Origin of the sequence: Lysinibacillus sp. FSL L8-0126 (assembly GCF_038630385.1) — a bacterium.
Classification (GTDB): Bacteria; Bacillota; Bacilli; order Bacillales_A; family Planococcaceae; genus Lysinibacillus; species Lysinibacillus fusiformis_D.
Genome location: NZ_CP152028.1, coordinates 4,525,244 through 4,541,722 on the forward strand (window position 1 = coordinate 4,525,244; position 16,479 = coordinate 4,541,722).

14 protein-coding genes and 1 other RNA gene are annotated in these 16,479 nt (G+C 39.1%); all 15 read right to left on the reverse strand.

From position 1 onward, the window contains the following. Window position 1: 1 nt before the first annotated feature. On the reverse strand, window positions 2-652 hold the full coding sequence (gene eutL / locus MHI34_RS22035; RefSeq protein ID WP_036118375.1) for an ethanolamine utilization microcompartment protein EutL: 651 nt from the start codon (window positions 650-652) through the stop codon (window positions 2-4). An 11-nt stretch (window positions 653-663) separates the two neighbouring features. Then, complete coding sequence (eutC, locus tag MHI34_RS22040) at window positions 664-1,674, reverse strand: ethanolamine ammonia-lyase subunit EutC (RefSeq protein WP_058845095.1); 1,011 nt, start codon at window positions 1,672-1,674, stop codon at window positions 664-666. Window positions 1,675-1,683: 9 nt separating this feature from the next. Then, window positions 1,684-3,054 carry an ethanolamine ammonia-lyase subunit EutB gene (locus MHI34_RS22045; protein WP_051891580.1) on the reverse strand — a complete coding sequence of 457 codons (1,371 nt, stop codon included), beginning with the start codon at window positions 3,052-3,054 and terminating at the stop codon, window positions 1,684-1,686. A gap of 5 nt (window positions 3,055-3,059) precedes the next feature. Continuing rightward, window positions 3,060-4,481 carry an ethanolamine ammonia-lyase reactivating factor EutA gene (locus tag MHI34_RS22050; RefSeq protein ID WP_342503984.1) on the reverse strand — a complete coding sequence of 474 codons (1,422 nt, stop codon included), beginning with the start codon at window positions 4,479-4,481 and terminating at the stop codon, window positions 3,060-3,062. 17 nt (window positions 4,482-4,498) lie between these two features. Next, window positions 4,499-4,999 (reverse strand): EutP/PduV family microcompartment system protein, encoded by a 501-nt coding sequence (locus tag MHI34_RS22055; protein ID WP_342503985.1) that lies wholly within the window; start codon window positions 4,997-4,999, stop codon window positions 4,499-4,501. Window positions 5,000-5,009: 10 nt separating this feature from the next. Next, complete coding sequence (locus tag MHI34_RS22060) at window positions 5,010-5,351, reverse strand: BMC domain-containing protein (RefSeq protein WP_036118401.1); 342 nt, start codon at window positions 5,349-5,351, stop codon at window positions 5,010-5,012. 26 nt (window positions 5,352-5,377) lie between these two features. After that, window positions 5,378-6,622 (reverse strand): ethanolamine utilization protein EutH, encoded by a 1,245-nt coding sequence (eutH, locus tag MHI34_RS22065; RefSeq protein WP_036118404.1) that lies wholly within the window; start codon window positions 6,620-6,622, stop codon window positions 5,378-5,380. 83 nt (window positions 6,623-6,705) lie between these two features. After that, window positions 6,706-7,284 carry a response regulator gene (locus tag MHI34_RS22070; RefSeq protein ID WP_036118407.1) on the reverse strand — a complete coding sequence of 193 codons (579 nt, stop codon included), beginning with the start codon at window positions 7,282-7,284 and terminating at the stop codon, window positions 6,706-6,708. After that, on the reverse strand, window positions 7,277-8,737 hold the full coding sequence (locus MHI34_RS22075) for a histidine kinase N-terminal domain-containing protein (RefSeq protein ID WP_051891581.1): 1,461 nt from the start codon (window positions 8,735-8,737) through the stop codon (window positions 7,277-7,279). Before MHI34_RS22075 ends, MHI34_RS22070 begins: the two co-directional genes overlap by 8 nt. 227 nt (window positions 8,738-8,964) lie before the next feature. Then, window positions 8,965-10,872, reverse strand: coding sequence for an ATP-dependent DNA helicase (locus MHI34_RS22080; RefSeq protein WP_342503986.1), 1,908 nt, complete (start codon window positions 10,870-10,872; stop codon window positions 8,965-8,967). A gap of 85 nt (window positions 10,873-10,957) precedes the next feature. After that, window positions 10,958-12,094: a class I SAM-dependent RNA methyltransferase gene (locus tag MHI34_RS22085; protein ID WP_036118413.1), complete on the reverse strand. Its 1,137-nt coding sequence runs from the start codon at window positions 12,092-12,094 to the stop codon at window positions 10,958-10,960. A 3-nt stretch (window positions 12,095-12,097) separates the two neighbouring features. Then, window positions 12,098-13,843 carry a GGDEF domain-containing phosphodiesterase gene (locus MHI34_RS22090; RefSeq protein WP_036118414.1) on the reverse strand — a complete coding sequence of 582 codons (1,746 nt, stop codon included), beginning with the start codon at window positions 13,841-13,843 and terminating at the stop codon, window positions 12,098-12,100. Between the two features lie 404 nt (window positions 13,844-14,247). Beyond that, window positions 14,248-14,627, reverse strand: an RNA gene (rnpB, locus tag MHI34_RS22095) — RNase P RNA component class B. Window positions 14,628-14,688: 61 nt separating this feature from the next. Further along, complete coding sequence (gene gpsB, locus MHI34_RS22100) at window positions 14,689-14,985, reverse strand: cell division regulator GpsB (protein ID WP_036118417.1); 297 nt, start codon at window positions 14,983-14,985, stop codon at window positions 14,689-14,691. Between the two features lie 121 nt (window positions 14,986-15,106). Beyond that, window positions 15,107-16,357, reverse strand: coding sequence for a ribonuclease H-like domain-containing protein (locus MHI34_RS22105; RefSeq protein ID WP_058845091.1), 1,251 nt, complete (start codon window positions 16,355-16,357; stop codon window positions 15,107-15,109). Window positions 16,358-16,479 lie beyond the last annotated feature (122 nt).

Consider the following 16,479-nt stretch of genomic DNA (forward strand, 5'->3'; position numbering starts at 1 on the left):
TCTAGATCACTGGATTTCTAGCTACATTTTCAATAGCTTCTCTGAAAGCATTCGCCGCAGCCTCACATGACGATTGACTACCACTTAATAAGCCGCCACCAAAATTGGTTTCAGACGGAGGACCAAAGAAAACCTTTAACTCCACATCTGCCGCTTTTAATGCTGCATCTAATCCAATCATTGCCTCTAATGGCGGTGCGATTAAATAAGCAAGTGGTGTGCCAACCTTTACATCTGCAAGCTCGGCAAGATACGTACCACAGCTTGCCACGGTATGGGCAAACAGGGCGTGATTGTCATTATGATTAATGGCTTCAAAGTACGTATCAAATTCAATTTTTTGTTGAATGGCATCAAGTCCACTACGAATTTCATCAGGTGAGCTTCCCGCAATGATGCCAATTACTTCACCTGACAATGGGCCAGATGCATGAGCCGCTCCCGCATAAAAACTCTTCGCATAGACAACATCGACATCTGCCTTTTTTGTTGCCTCGTCTAAGGCAACATAACCCACATCGTCGATTGTCAGTGTGACAAGTCCAATGCTGTGTTGATATGGCTTCAAATCTAACTGCTCTGCTAGTTCACTGTTCACTCTTGGAATGGTTTGCATCGCTAAAATTTGCGCCATAATTTTTTGAGGATTCATGGTTCAGCCCCCTAACCTTCTTTTGCGACAAGCTCTACACCACTTGCCTGATAATGCAAGATTTTTTCTACAATGGTTCCTAGATAAGCACCTGCTTCTAATGGTGGGATACCACCTTTATGGATATTTGATATCACCATACGCTCCGCTTCCACTGTACCGATTCTTGGCTTGTAGCATAGATACGCACTCATCGATTCAGCAGATACAAGCCCTGGACGTTCACCAATGAGATAAACAATCACTTCTGCCTGTAGCAGCTCACCAATTTCATCCATTAAAGCAACACGCCCTTTATCAATATAGAAAGTTGTGCCGATATCAATATTTAAATTGCTAAGACTTTGCTGAAGGGCTAAGTACACATCTTGCACATTTTCCTCAATCGCACTAGCACTTAAGCCATTCGAAATAATAATCTGTACTTTTGGTTGCGGCTTACATTTTTGCTGAATTAACGCTTTTGATTCGTCTGATAGACGACGACCTAAGTCAGGTCTTGTAATGTATTCCTCTTTATCCGTGACTTTCGTTGTGACCTGAAAGACATCAAGCTTTTGTAAAAGACCCTCGGACACTTCACCATACACGGCATCCACTGCAGCCGCATGATCGAGTCGGAATTTTAACCAAGTTTTTGTTTTTGGTCTTGTCCCCGCTCTTCCAACGCCAATTCGAGCAGGTGTATGTTTTTTAGCGGCTTGTACACTATCCGTTAACGTATCTGCCTCAAACTGAAAAGGCTTAATCGGCACAGCTACATTGATGGGTTGTTCGAAAGTAGCAGTAGGAGCTACCGTCGCCTGCTGTGGAGCTCCATGCTGATACAGCTGAATTAATGGCTCCTGCGATGTTGCTCTTGATGTTGTTGTTTCTGTTGCCTGATGTGCTGCTGTATCATAAAACGTAATAAGAGGTTGTTCTGTTGGAGTAGCTACCGTTTCAGGCACTTGGCTCTCGGTGCTTTTCTCCATCTTTTCCATAACAAGCTGTGTAATCATAGAGACTAATTGATCATTCACTGGACTCACCTACCTTTCAAAAATGGATAAATCGCCAGCTCTTGCTGAAAGTCGACCATTTTCATAAATGCCCATTTTCTCTAACCATGCTAAATATTCTGGTGCTGGTTTTTTACCAAATGTTTGGAGTAATGTAGCCACATCATGGAAGCTCATTGATTGATAGTTGAGCATAACATCATCACCCATCGGCGCAGCAATAATAAAGTTAACGCCAGCTGCTGTTAGTAGCACACTTAAATCTTCAACATCATTTTGGTCCGCCTTAATATGGTTGGTATAACAAATATCTACACCCATTGGAATACCGTGCATTTTGCCCATGAAATGATCTTCTAGACCTGCTCGAATAACTTGTTTATTATTGTATAAATACTCTGGACCGATAAAGCCCACTACTGTGTTCACAATGTAAGGATTAAAATGTCTTGCAAATCCATAATTGCGAGATTCGAGTGTTACTTGGTCAATGTCCATATGAGCCTCTGCCGATAGCTCTGAGCCTTGGCCCGTTTCAAAGTAGAATAAATTTGGGCCAGTACCCGTTCCTTGCTTTTTAATGAGCTCCTCTGCTTCTCTTATTAAATCCGCAGAAATACCGAACGAACGGTTGGCAATTTCCGTCCCAGCAATACTTTGGAAAATCATATCTGCTGGTGCGCCTTGCTTAATTGCTTTCATCTGTGTTGTGATATGAGCTAGAACACAGTTTTGTGTAGGGATGGACCAGTCATTGATAAATTCTTTTGTAGCCGTAAGTACCTTTTTGACACTTTCAACTGAATCATCTACAGGATTAATACCGATAACAGCATCTCCAATACCATAAGACAGTCCTTCTTTTAGTGAGGCGATGATGCCATCAATATTGTCTGTTGGATGGTTTGGCTGTAGGCGAGAGGACAGTGTCCCTTTTTGCCCAATGGTAATATTACACGTTGACAGTATTTCTACTTTATTGGCTGCATGAACAAGATCTAGATTTGACATGAGCTTTGTGACAGCAGCAATAATTTCTGAATTCATCCCTTTGCTTAATCGCTTTAATTCACGATCCCCTGTGTCATTCGATAAAATATATTCACGCAGCTGCTCGATGCTCCAGTTTTTGATTTCTCCATAGATTTGCTCATTAATATCGCCCTCAATAATGCGTGAAACCTCATCATTTTCCTGCGGCACTAATGGATTTTCTCGGATATCTTTGACTAAAAGCTCACTTAATACAGCTTTAGCTGCGATTCGTTGTTGAACCGTCTCAGCTGCAATACCAGCTAGCCGATCGCCTGATTTTTCTTCATTGGCCTTAGCCATTACATCTTTTAATGATTTAAAATTATATTTTTCTCCACCAAATATCACCGATAGATTCACATTCATCCTCCTTACTTTGAGTGGAAGGCAAGGGTCTTCACCACAACAGGAACAACGCCAGATGGCAGAGCCTCTCCAATGTCGATATAATCGCCCGTCTCCACTTTAATTTGATCGATGCAAATAATTGGTACTGTCGCATGAATGGCTTGTATGGTCTGTCCAATAATCTTTGCGTAATCTGATTGAATGACTATGATAATTGGTATGTCCTTGGAGCATCTTGTCGCCAAATGTTGTAAAATAGCCTGGCACAATGCATGTACATCCTGAAAGCTTAAATACGGCAATTCGCTAAAATAGAGTGCGAAAGGCGAACGATTATCCTGGATGGAAAATAAATCATCTGCTCGCTCTACGGCTGTCTTCACCGTAGTATTAAAATCTTTCGCTGACTCCATATGGCAGTTGAAAACAGGTACATTTTTTAGTGGTAACACCTCGGCATCTACCTGAATGGTTGCCCCGCTAATTTCAGTTGTTTGTGTACCCGCTCCAGTGACTGTTGCACGTGCTGTTTCTTCTGGTCGTAGCCATAAAAACGATTGTAGTTGCTCATGTTGTATAAGCATTTTCGCTAATTTTTCGCCTATATCATCATATTGGCGCTGAGTACATTCATTTTCATAAATACAGGAAGCTACACCACCAGAAAAGACGATGGCATCCACTGGTTTATGCCAGTTCGGTAAATGCCCTAGTAATAATGGATGCTCTCCATCGGTACACTGTCCACTAAGAATCATGGCAAGTGTTCCAACCATTTCGTCAATACATTGTGAAACACGAGCATCATCGGCCGCATCACCGACAGCTAACGGATTAGCCCATTGTTCCATTAGTCGCATGAGTGGCGGAGAAATTGATTGAACCCTCCCATCCTTAAATTCAATCAATCTACCACCAACATGTAAGGTACATGTACCAATAATTTCTCCAAACTGCATCACAGCAATATTGGCAGTTCCTCCGCCAATATCAATATTGGCAATCACCTTAGCTGAATTCTTTGATTGCTGTAGGGTACCAGCCCCTTTAGCAGCAATGATGGCCTCTAAATCAGGACCAGCGGTAGCAACTAAAAAATGACCTGCACCATCGGCAATGGTATGGACAACCTCGCTTGCATTTTCCTTCGTGGCCGATTCGCCTGTAATAATAATGGCACCTGTTGAAATGTCAGTTGGTGCGATTTGTGCTAATTGATATTGCTGAAAAATAAATTCTTCAATTTTTTTCATATCGATGATGTCTCGATTGATAAAAGGTGTTTTAATGATTGGACTTTGATGTAACACCGTTTTCTCAATAATTTCAATCCTTGGCACATGTGTCACACCAGCCACATTCTTTAACAGAAAACTACTGACCACCATTTTGGTAGTACTTGTCCCAATATCAATGCCTGCACTAAATATTTTTTCAGTTTTCACCCTATACCTCCCTCTCGCTACTGTGAGCAATACATGAGATACGGACTATCGCGATCCTTGACGAATTGACGAATTTCTTCCTGTGTCGTAAGTTGAATCAATGGTTCAATCAACTCGATGCCTAACTTTTGCCAGGAAGAGGTTTTCACGATGGGCCCATGTGTCATCACATTTTTTAATAAGTCTATAGCCCTTTCCATATTGGCATTAGGGGCATCTATCTTGGTAATAACACCGATCTGTATTTTAGGAATCCCTAAGCTAAATTGCGGAGGGAACACACTTCTTGCAGAGGTGGCATCCTGCAAGTAAATGACATGGGTTACTTCCAATGATGTTGCCATAATATTCCTGTAATACATTGGATTTTCAACATATTCACCTGGTGTATCAACAATCCAGTCATCATAAACGAGTGCTTGTGTTTTATTGGCACTGCTTTCTTTACCCAACAACGTATTCATCAATGTTGACTTTCCTGCCTGCACACCGCCTATTATCATTACTCGATTTTTCATATGACACATCCTATGATTTTGTTATTTTTGATGGTGTATAACCTAATACCTCAGATAAAAAACGATTAATTTCTAACATCGCCATTTCCACCTCTGATACACTACCAACAATAACGAGACTACCTGTAAAACGATCTAAAAATCCTAGTCTGACATTGGCAGCCTTTGTCGCTAAATCTCCTGCGATAATCACCGTTTCACTTGGGGTACACGTCATAATGCCCAGTGCGCCCGATTCTTGGATACCCAGCTTTTGAAACATATCGGGATCAGGATTGGCTATAAGGTGACTCAATGTTAGCTGTTTACCCGGCACAAACTCCTGAATAAATCTTTTTTTCTCTTCACTCACACGTCATCACCTCACTTTTTAATCAATTAAGATTTTTGATCTGTTAAATATTCGCCTTCTTTAATAATGCCTGCCTTGCGATCCTCAATTTCCAGCCTTAATGCAGTTGGTACAGAAAGCTTATAAGCAAAAATAATCGCAATAACACCGGCTAAAAACTTCCCAGCGATTACAGGTAAAATAATGGTTGGCTGGAAGTTAGCTGTGAATGATAAGTGATCGCCTAATAAAAAGGCTGAACATACACCAAACGCGATGTTAATTACTTTATCCTTCGGTGGCATATGGCGAATCAGTGTAAACATCGCCAAAATATTAGCAATTGTTGCTAAAATCCCTGCACTTCCTACAGATGATAAACCTAATTTTTTACCAGCCGCTTCAAGTGGTTTGGAAGCATATTTTCGAATTAAATACACCATTGGGAACGCACCCGCTAGCATAATTCCAATATAACCAGCTGTTTCTAATGCCCGGAATTGGTCGATTTCATCAGCCATGATTGGATCGAAGCCCCACGCACCAAATATCTTTGTAAAAATACCTGTGAAAATCTCTACAATCGAGAACACTAACACTAATTTAATCCCCGCATCCATCACGCGTCCGAATATCATGAAGCCTGCAATCATACCGTTCGGAATAAGCTTTAAGCCTAGTGCGATTAAAATAACGAAAATGAATAACGGTAGTAAATTAATTAATATTTGTAAAACAGAAATGGCAAATACATATGTAGGTGCCTCTGTTGTACTAATAACTTCACGCACTTCTGTGTTAAATAGCACGATCATGATCGAAGAAATAAATGCACCAATCGGAATTGTTAATACGCCAGCCATAATACCTAGCGCCATATATTTATGATCACGCTTATCTAACATCGCAAGACCCATTGGAATTGAGAATACAATGGTAGCACCTGACATAAAGCCAACAACAAGAGCCATTACCCATCCCTCATAAGACTCCTTTAACGCATTGGCTAATTGGTAACCACCCATGTCCGAGGCTAAAATCGTCGTCGCTGCAATCGCAGGATCTGCACCAATTAACTCAAAAATCGGACTAATAAAATGACTAATAAACCATGTTAAGTAAGGTATAGCTGCCATGATCCCTGCTGCTGGGACAAAAATATGCCCAACGGTATGAATCCCATTCATAAATTCTTTCCCAATCCCATACTCAGCATCTCGGATAGCCCCGATTGCCCCTAAAACAGCACAAATCATAATAATATAAACGATAATCGTTCCTATCATTGCCATCTTACTCATCACCCCTTTTTCATTATTAAATTTATATAAAAAAAGGCACTTTAAAGAAGAAATCTCTTTAAAGCGCCTTTGCTTCAACTATTGACTTGTAAGGTGTTTATAATTTGCTGTGCAATGTGTACCATTTCCTGTTGTGTTTGCATGCTTTCATTGCGAATCTTACGGTAAGCCTCGTCCTCACTAATGTTTTCAGCCTGCATGAGCAAACCCTTTGCTCGTTCAATGATTTTTCGTTTTTCCAATTGTGTTTGCTTATGTAAGATCTCGCCATTGAGTCGGTTAAATTTATCAATTTGATGAAAAGCAACCTCTAACACAGGCAACACATTTTTCTCAGAAAACGGTTTCATGACATAGCCTAATATATTGTCTTGCTTCATGTATAGCAACAATTCTTTTTCACTGTATGCTGAGATGAAAAGAACGGGTATACCAAGCTGTTGTTCAATAATTTTACTTGCCTTCAACCCATCCAGTTTAGGCATTTTAATGTCCATTAAGATTAATTGCGGTTTATGTAAAAAGGCTAATTCAATGGCTGTTTCCCCATTACTCGCCTGTGCTACTACTTCGTAGCCATTGTCTTCTAACATAAACTTCAAATCAATCGCAATCAGTGATTCATCTTCGACAATCATAACTTTCCTAGTCATTTACGATAAATACCTCCTCACTTACAGGAAACTGAATTTGAGTATGTGTACCTTCTTCACTAGGGATAATTGAAAATGAGCCAGCTAAATCATACTCTACAAGCCTTGTGATAATCTCCATCCCAAAAGATGCCTTCACCTCTTGCATTCCAACGCCGTTGTCAGAAATATGGAGTGAAATAGTAGACTCTTCCTGAATGAATTGAATATCAATGGTTCCTTCATCACGACCGATAAAAGCATACTTTAATGCATTTTGCAGGAGCTCGCAAATAATGAGTGCGAGAGATACCGCTTTTTTTGAATGACAGAATAGCTGCAAATTATCATGTTGAAAGGCTAGTTGAATAGTTGCTGTATTGGACGTATCAATCATTTTATGACCAATTTTTTTAGCTAACGCGATAACATCTACTTTTTCTTCAGCGTTATCTTCATTTTCTAAAATAAGCTCATAAACAGATGAAATACTATATATTCGATTTAATGCCTCTTGAAAAGCACTTGCATTCGCAGCAGACCGATCATTGCGCATTTGCAGGCGTAATAAGCTTGTCACTGTCTGAAGATTATTTTTCACGCGGTGGTGAATTTCTCGTATCGCAAAGGTTTTCATCATTAACTCATTTTCTTTCAGCTTAAGCTCTGTTAGATCATGAATAATGAGTAAAGTGACCTTCTCGTTTTGACTGCGAATCGGAATTTTCTTTACAATAAAGGATTTACGATCAATTGTAATTTCTAAGAAAAAGACATCATCGCCTTTATCATAGACTTCTTGTAAAAAAGGTAAAATTTTATCCAATGCAACATTGTCAAAGTTCTCTAATCCCGATAGCTCAGAAATAAAATGATAGCCAGCAGGATTGCTATAAATCACTTTATTTTCATGATTGGTGAGAATTATGGACTCTACAAGTAAATCAGAAACAACGGGTATCGGTTGCGGATTCGGTTCTACAATATGCTCAATTAAAGCAAAAGGCATATTTTGAAAATCATCTTTCGGTGTTGTTTGCATCTTCACCATTTTTTCCTGAATCAACACAGCAATCACTTGCTGTTGCTCATTAAAAATAGGCATCACATTTTGCTCTACCGTAATCCCTTCCTGCGTAATCGCTCTGGAAATAGAAGATTTTTCTTGATGTTTGAATGCAGCAAATACAGCTGGTTCAAAACTTTCAAATACGAATTTTCCGATAACTGATTTTTCATATAAACCAATTTCCTTTTTCGGGAATGCCTCTGCCACAACAATTGCATGCGGTAAATTTTCCAGCAGGCAATCTATGAACATATAACAATCAGTCAACTCAGCATAATACGTTAGCGTAGCTTCAATTTCTATTAACTTGTCAATATCCGTTGCCGATAGATTTGTATATTTTCTACACAATGATTGAATGTTCGACAGGTTTAAGCCCCCTATCAAGGAATAGTCAGCAAGCAATTTGACTATTCTTAAAAATTCTTGTCATTATTATAAACCTTTTGTGAAATTATTTTCAATACAAAAAATATTTTCTTTCACCAAATTTCGTTGCATTACAAAGAACTATATAGCTTAAAAGAGAAATATTCAACAGTTTTTTAAACCACCACATTATATCCATACCCATAATGTTATTTTAATATATTAAAAAAGCGAGCTTACCTTTATGGCAAACTCGCTTCTTTCTATTTTATTTCTGGTACAACCGCTACTATATTTTCAAAGGCTGCACGTTGTTTTTGTTCTTCTTCATTTAATAAAATATGAATATCTCCATGGTCATTAGATGTACGGATTAAGCGACCCATCCCTTGCTGCAAGCGTAGTTGCATGAAAGGTAGTTCCACTTCTTCAAATGGATTTTCAGCAAACGTACGTTTCGCATCAAATAATGGATCCTGTGGAGGAAATGGTAAATCATAAATAATCACACGTGTTAAGGCTTCCTCAGGTAAATCTAAGCCTTCCCATAAATGATAGGAGCATAATGTTTTAATAGTCCCCTGCTGGAAATCTCGAACAATGGCGGATAGCTCTCGATCTCCTTCAAATGCTACATACATACGCTCCATAATCGGCAATTCTGCCTTAAAGTTTAGCATGGCTTGCTTTGATTTAAATAAAATCAATGTTTGCTCGCCATCACGCAGCAATTGCTGAACACGCGCTGTTTTGTCACGTTGTGTAAGCTCATGTAAATAAATTTTCATCACTTCTTCATAGTCGAATGGAGAAGACACAGAAAATGATTGGTAATCGCGAATACCTAAACTGTAGGCAATGTAAGAAAAGTCTTTATTGACCGATAATGTGGCAGAAGAAAAGACGATTGGAAGCTTTTTAGAGAATAATTTTTCTGCTAAAACTTCTGTGATTAAACGAGGCATAATGACAAGCGTTTCCTCGCCATCTGTTTCCTCTAACCAATCCACCGCATCTCCCTGTGCTATGAAAATACGTAAGGAAGCCTCATATTGTTCTAAGTATTCTTCCGCCATATTTAACTCATATTCAGGAATCATATACATTTCTGATTCAAAGACGAATTCTTCCATCAAAACTTCCACATCATTTATTAGCTGCTTCCCATAAGCAAGTAATGCTTTCGATTTGTTTATACGTTTACGATCCTCATTTGAAGCAACGATATCATCACGAAGCTGATCAAAAAATAGCTCATGATCATCCTGTAATTTTTCCATCGCATACAGTGTACGCTCGCGTACGCCATCTACCATCAATCGCTCTAATAATTGTACGATGGTAGTTGCCTGAACTTTATATGTCATTGCCTTTTGCGCAGCATATTCCAATAAATGCCCTTCATCTAACACAATCATCGATACCTCTGGCAGTAAAGCAAGCTGACCTTCACGCTCACGAGATTCCTTTGTAGCCAAATGCTCCATTAAAAAATCCTGAGAACAAATGACAAGATCTGTTGATTTACGATAATGGGAGCGATGCAACGTTTGCCCACAGCGATTACGCAGCTCACAAACAGAACATTGCATAATGGCATTGTAATTCACTTTTTGCCAATCCTCATCACTAACCGTTGGATAGTCACTACGTTCTCCATATGGCTGTAAAGCAATCATAGAGCCTTGCGCATAGACACCATCAGGGATGGAAAAAGCAATATCATCAATCCATTCATCAGTCTCCACTTTTTCTGCTTCCTCAAAGCGTTTTAAGCATAAATATTGGTCTCTCGATTTTGCAAGACGAACATCTATATCGAGCCCTAACGTTTTTTGGAGTTTATAAATATCGCCCCCCTCTTTCACGAGTTGGTCGATTAATGTTTCATCTGCACAAGCAATTAGCGCAGGCTTCCCTGTGTAGCGTGCATAAGAGATGGCTGGTAATAAATAAGCGATTGTTTTCCCAGTTCCTACGCCTGCCTCTGCAAAGAGGATATTTTTTTCTTTCAGTGCTTGCTCTATTTGATAAGCCATAAAAATTTGCTCATCACGGCATTCAAAGCCTTTTTCAGGTAATTCATCATAAAGGACATCGCCCATCCAATCACCTAATGATTCAAAAAATGAACGGTCCTTTGATAATGCAAATGGTAAAGATTTACGCAATTGATGTTCCCCCTCTAACTATCTGGTGCTATTATACGCGACGAAACGGAAGATAAGAAAAGATCTTATCTTCCGTTACTATTCGTTAATCTCTTTTAGACTTTTGACCCCAGAACTGATAATAATTTGTTTCAATAAAACCATTAAATAATTTTCGTTTCTTCGTCGCTTGGCGTCCATATAATTCTTCAAAATTTTTCATGGAGGATAGCATATACACAGACCAAGATGGATAGTTTTTCATGACTTTCCCGACATCACGGATTACCTGCTCCACGACTTCTACATCACCAATACGTTCTCCATATGGTGGGTTCCCAATCATGACACCATCCGTTAACTGTGTTGTAAAATCGCGTGCTTGCATTTGCTTAAACGTGATTAACTCACCAAAGCCCGCTTCTATTGCGTTTTCTTGTGCAATGCTGACCATACGATGGTCAATATCAGAACCAATAATTTCTAATGGCTGATCATAATTGGCTAAACTTTCCGCTTCATCACGGACTTGATCCCAGATGGCCGCTTTCATCCAAGGCCAATCCTCAGAAATAAATTCACGGTTATACCCTGGTGCAATATTTTGTCCAAACATTGCCGCTTCAAGTGTAATAGTACCAGAGCCACAGAATGGGTCAACGAACGGACGATTTGGATTCCACTTCGAAATTTGCACAAGTGCCGCCGCTAACGTTTCCTTTAACGGTGCCTCCCCTTGTGCCTGACGATAGCCACGCTTATGTAAGCCTGCGCCAGATGTATCAATAGTCAGTGTCGCCACATCTTTTAAAATCGAAACCTCAATTTTGTAAGTCGCACCCGATTCATCTAAAAAGCCAAGTCGTTTATAATGCTGTTTCATTCGTTCAACGATTGCTTTTTTGGTAATTGCTTGGCAATCTGGTACACTAAATAATTTCGATTTTACAGATTTCCCTGAAACCGGAAAAGCCGCATCCACAGGTAAATATTTTTCCCATGGTAATGCTTTGACACTTTCGAATAATTGCTCAAAAGATTTTGCTGGGAATTGTCCAACGACTATCTTGACACGATCCGCTACACGCAACCATAAATTGGTGCGTGCGATAGCCGTTTCATCGCCCTCAAAATATACTTTGCCATTTTCAACAGTTGTTTCATAGCCAAGAGCTTTTACTTCTTGGGCCACAATAGACTCTAAGCCCATTGCTGACGTAGCTACTAATTGATAGTTTGCCATAACTTATTTCCTTCCTTGATGCTCAATTTCCCAAAACTCCATAAACTCAATGAGATCGTTTAATGGTAATGGTTTGCTGTAATAATAGCCCTGGATAATATCACAGTTCATTTTACGTAGTATATCCACTTGTTGTGCCTGTTCTACACCCTCAGCAACAACTTTCATTTTTAGGCGATGGGACATTTGAATAATCGCATCTACAACTGCCTGTTTTTCATCGAGTGAGCCAATATGCTGAATAAAGCTTCGATCAATTTTTAAACAATCTAATGGAAAGCGAACTAAATAGCTTAGGGATGAATAGCCTGTCCCAAAATCGTCGATTGAGATTTTAAAGCCTAATTGTTTCAAACGAACCAATTTACTAACCGTCTCGTTCGCACTGTTCATCACCGTTCGCTCCGTCACTTCTATTTCAAAATTATTAGCTGGCATATTATAGCGCTCTAATATGGCTTGTATCGATTCTAAAAAATTCTGCTGTTTAAAGTGTATACTCGATATATTAATGGCAACAGGTATTTTCCAACCCTGTTGCTGCATTTGAATAACTGCCTCACATGCTTTTTCAATAATAAGCTCACTTAACGGAATGATTAAACCCGTATCCTCCGCATAGGAAATAAACTCCGCAGGTGACACAAAGCCTAACCTCTCGCTATTCCAGCGAGCCAGTGCCTCTAAGCCTTGAATTTGCTCATCTTCCATCGAAATCTTCGGCTGAAAATGCAGCTCAAATTCACGGTTTTCTATAGCTTTTCTTAGCTCTGAATCTAGCAATAAAACGCGCTGTGCGTCTGTTTGTAGTTCATCAAAATAAAAGGAATAGCCGTTTAATTCATTCTTTTTGGAATAGGTCATTGCTCGATCTGCACAATTGATGAGTTGTTCTGTATTTTTACCATCTACTGGATAAACACTAATACCCACACTTGTCGACATAAAAACTTCCTGACCGTTAATCATCATTGGTTGTTCGATACAACTAATAATTTGATCAGCAAATTTTGCAGCCTCTTTCACATTTTTCACATTGGTTAAAGTAATGACGAATTCATCGCCACCATATCTAGCAATAATGTCTTTGTTTTTTAGTAGCTGTTTTAGACGATTTGCTACTTCTTTCAAAATTAAATCTCCAACAGCATGGCCTAATGTATCATTAATTTGCTTAAATCGATCCAAATCTAAGAAATAGATCGCATGCTGCACTGAATGAGAAATAGCAGAAGTCGATTCTAAGAGATTATCCATTCTTTCAATATAGGCAAAACGATTGGATACATCTGTTAATGAATCCGTAAGCAAACGCTTTTCTAATTCGTTTTCTACTATTTTTCTTTCAGACAAATCTGTGAAAATACCACAGTAATTTGTAACCTCACCCTCATCGTTGGTTACACAAACAATTGTTAACCATTCAGGATATACGTCTCCAGTTTTACGACGATTCCATATCTCACCTTGCCAAATGCCTTCTTGTCGTATCTGTTCCCACATCTCTAAATAGAATGGCAACTCATGTACACCTGATTGTAATACGGCTGGCGTTTTTCCAACCACCTCATCACGTGTATAGCCTGTAACAAATTCAAAGGCAGGATTGACCATTACTATCTTTTTGAATTCATCTGTAATCATGATACCTTCAGATACATTTTCGAAGATTTTAAGTATTAAGGTAGTCGGATATTTAGAAATCAGCTTTAGTTTATCCATACTTTCCCAATTGTTTACTCCGTTCATGTTTCCGCTCCATCCTATCTCTCTATACTCCCCCTCAAAGGGCATTTATGTCAGGTTAACCGGTATGTAATCCATTCCGCCTCAGCTAATTGTGTCCAGATATTTTCGAACTTACATGTTCTGCAAATTACTAAAATCTGCGCCATTCGCCAGAGGCTTTATCTTGATCAACGGGTGTTTAGACACCCGATAAAATATGCCATCAAGAGCAATACATCACGTGGATGCGATAGCCGTTTTCAGATGTTATGACTTAGAAGCGGTAGCGATATATTCGCCATTTTCAAACGTATCGCGCATACCAAGACTTGATTAACAAGGTTACTTTTTCCTCATGAACTCAAAATAAAAGCTCTCCACCGAATTGGAGAGCGTTTGATATTTCGTAGATAAGCATCAAAAAATTCCATAAGCCATGTTTTGTTCCTGAGTACTCAAACAGCTTGCGCCTCGTACGATCAGGTGGTAACCATCTATCTACAGAGCATACTCTGTCCCTCTATCCGTTCAATTCCTTCAAGAGAGTGCCCCTACCATAATTTGGGTTTCTCACTCGTGGGGTTTACCTCGTTCCACCTTGCATGTTTCCAAGCAAGCTTCGTCACTGTGGCACTTTCAGGAAGTGTCAACCATATCCTAGGACTTAGGTTTTCCTTCCGCCGTCAGCTTGAACAGCTGCCTTACCTTATTTTTTCAGTAAGCACGAACACTACGGACATCTCAGAACCGTGTGAGCATGGACTTTCCTCTACGACGTCTAGCGCCGCAGCGATTACCAGAATTTCATGATGATACGAAAGATTATACTAGAGTTTTATGTTAAATACAATATAATTAATAAAAAATTATTCGTATAGCTTGCTGCCAAATACATGCTTTTCCAAATTAGAAAGACGTTTTAAAATATCAAAATTAGTTGTACCAGCAGCTGCTGATGCAACTGGTTGTCTCTTTGGGGTACTATCAATTTCTTCTTTTAACTGTCTATTTTCTTCACGTAGTTGGGCCACCGCTTTTTCAAACGTTTCATAATCTTGAATAATTTCATCAAGAAAAGAATCTACTTCTTCTACATTGTAGCCTTTAAAGTTCTTTTTAAATTCCTTTTCAAGGATCATTTTTGACGTTAATTTAATGTCCATTCACATCGCCCTTCCTCACACTACATACACGAATACATTATAGCATACTTCATCACATTATATCGTCTGAAAACACCAATTGTAAGGCTAAACTTGTCGTTTCTTGCGCTTCCCCAGGAAATTATTTCTTATTTCCTAATCTGTGTAATCGCTTTTCCCACGAAATTTCCCATTTTTGTTTTTGTTCTATTCTCCATTGCTCATGATTTTGAATAAGACGTATGCCTTCTTGCGTATAATAAAGGGCCTGGTCATAGTCTTTCATTTGATGCTCATAAAGTATGGCTAACTGCTCAAGGGCATGTAACTTTGTCCTTGGTTCAACAAAATGGAGAGAGGCTACAAATGAGTCAATAGCTTCATTATAACGTTTTCCCTTTTTATGCTGTAACGCTAAATAATATTGAGCATTCCCCGCTTCTAGTGCATCAAATTGCATTGTCACCTTTTCTAAAACCCTTACGCTTTGTGTGCTTTCTTTTAAATCGCCATACCATTTCCCAATATTGGTGAAGGTTTTTGCTGATTCCTCATGGTCCTCTTCAAACAATAATTGCGTTGAATGACTATAAAGTGTGATGAGGGACAGTAAATCCCACTCATTATGAAGCAGCACCTTCATAAGAGCGTCAGGTATGCCACTTTTCACAGCATCTAAATAAATAATTGGTGCAAGATGGCCTGGAATATCTCCTATACGAGAAAAACCAAGTTTCTCTTCCTCCACAGATTTTAATTTTAAGCGCTCCATATCATTTTTCCATAAACGCTTCGAACTATGCAACAAATCAATCTGTCGCTGCGCTCGTAATTTTGGTAATGTTTTTTGATGGAGCGTCCATCTCGTTTCAAGTTGCGGCCAATCAAAGCTTTTCCCATTGTAGGTAATCACAGTCGCTGATTTTTGCCAAAGCTTTGATTCAAACAAGAAAGCTGCCTCATGTGCAGGATCTGCAAGAATATATTGAGTCAATTTAAAACATTCTTCGCCTACCTCTAAAAACCCAAGCAAAAAAATATGCGTACCAACACCTTTTAAGCCCGTCGTTTCCGTATCAAAAAATAATACAGGCTCCTGTAAATCAAGTGCATAAGGATGGTCAAACTCGGCACCCTGCCATTTTTTCAAGGCATCAAAGAATGACTGTAGCTGATAATGACCATGCTGATAAGAAAACGGATACTGCACATGGCGCTTAAACACAATCCCAAAATCATTTTCTACAACCGTAAGCCCCGCCTTTTCCCAGCGCTCGGTATAGCTCGGCTTAGTTGGCTTTTGATAAGCTGGTTCTTCTACCTTTTGTTGAGCTGCTGTTGGTTTTTTACCAAGCATTTTTTTCATTTGTAGTATTTTATTTTCGTAAGACATGCATTTCACTCATTTTCTGCTTATAGTATAAGACTCTCTTGCAAGATTACCATGATTATTAGACTCATTCAAAGTCATTTCGTCTAGTTTTTCAAACTGACGAGCAGAAGTTAACCTAAAAC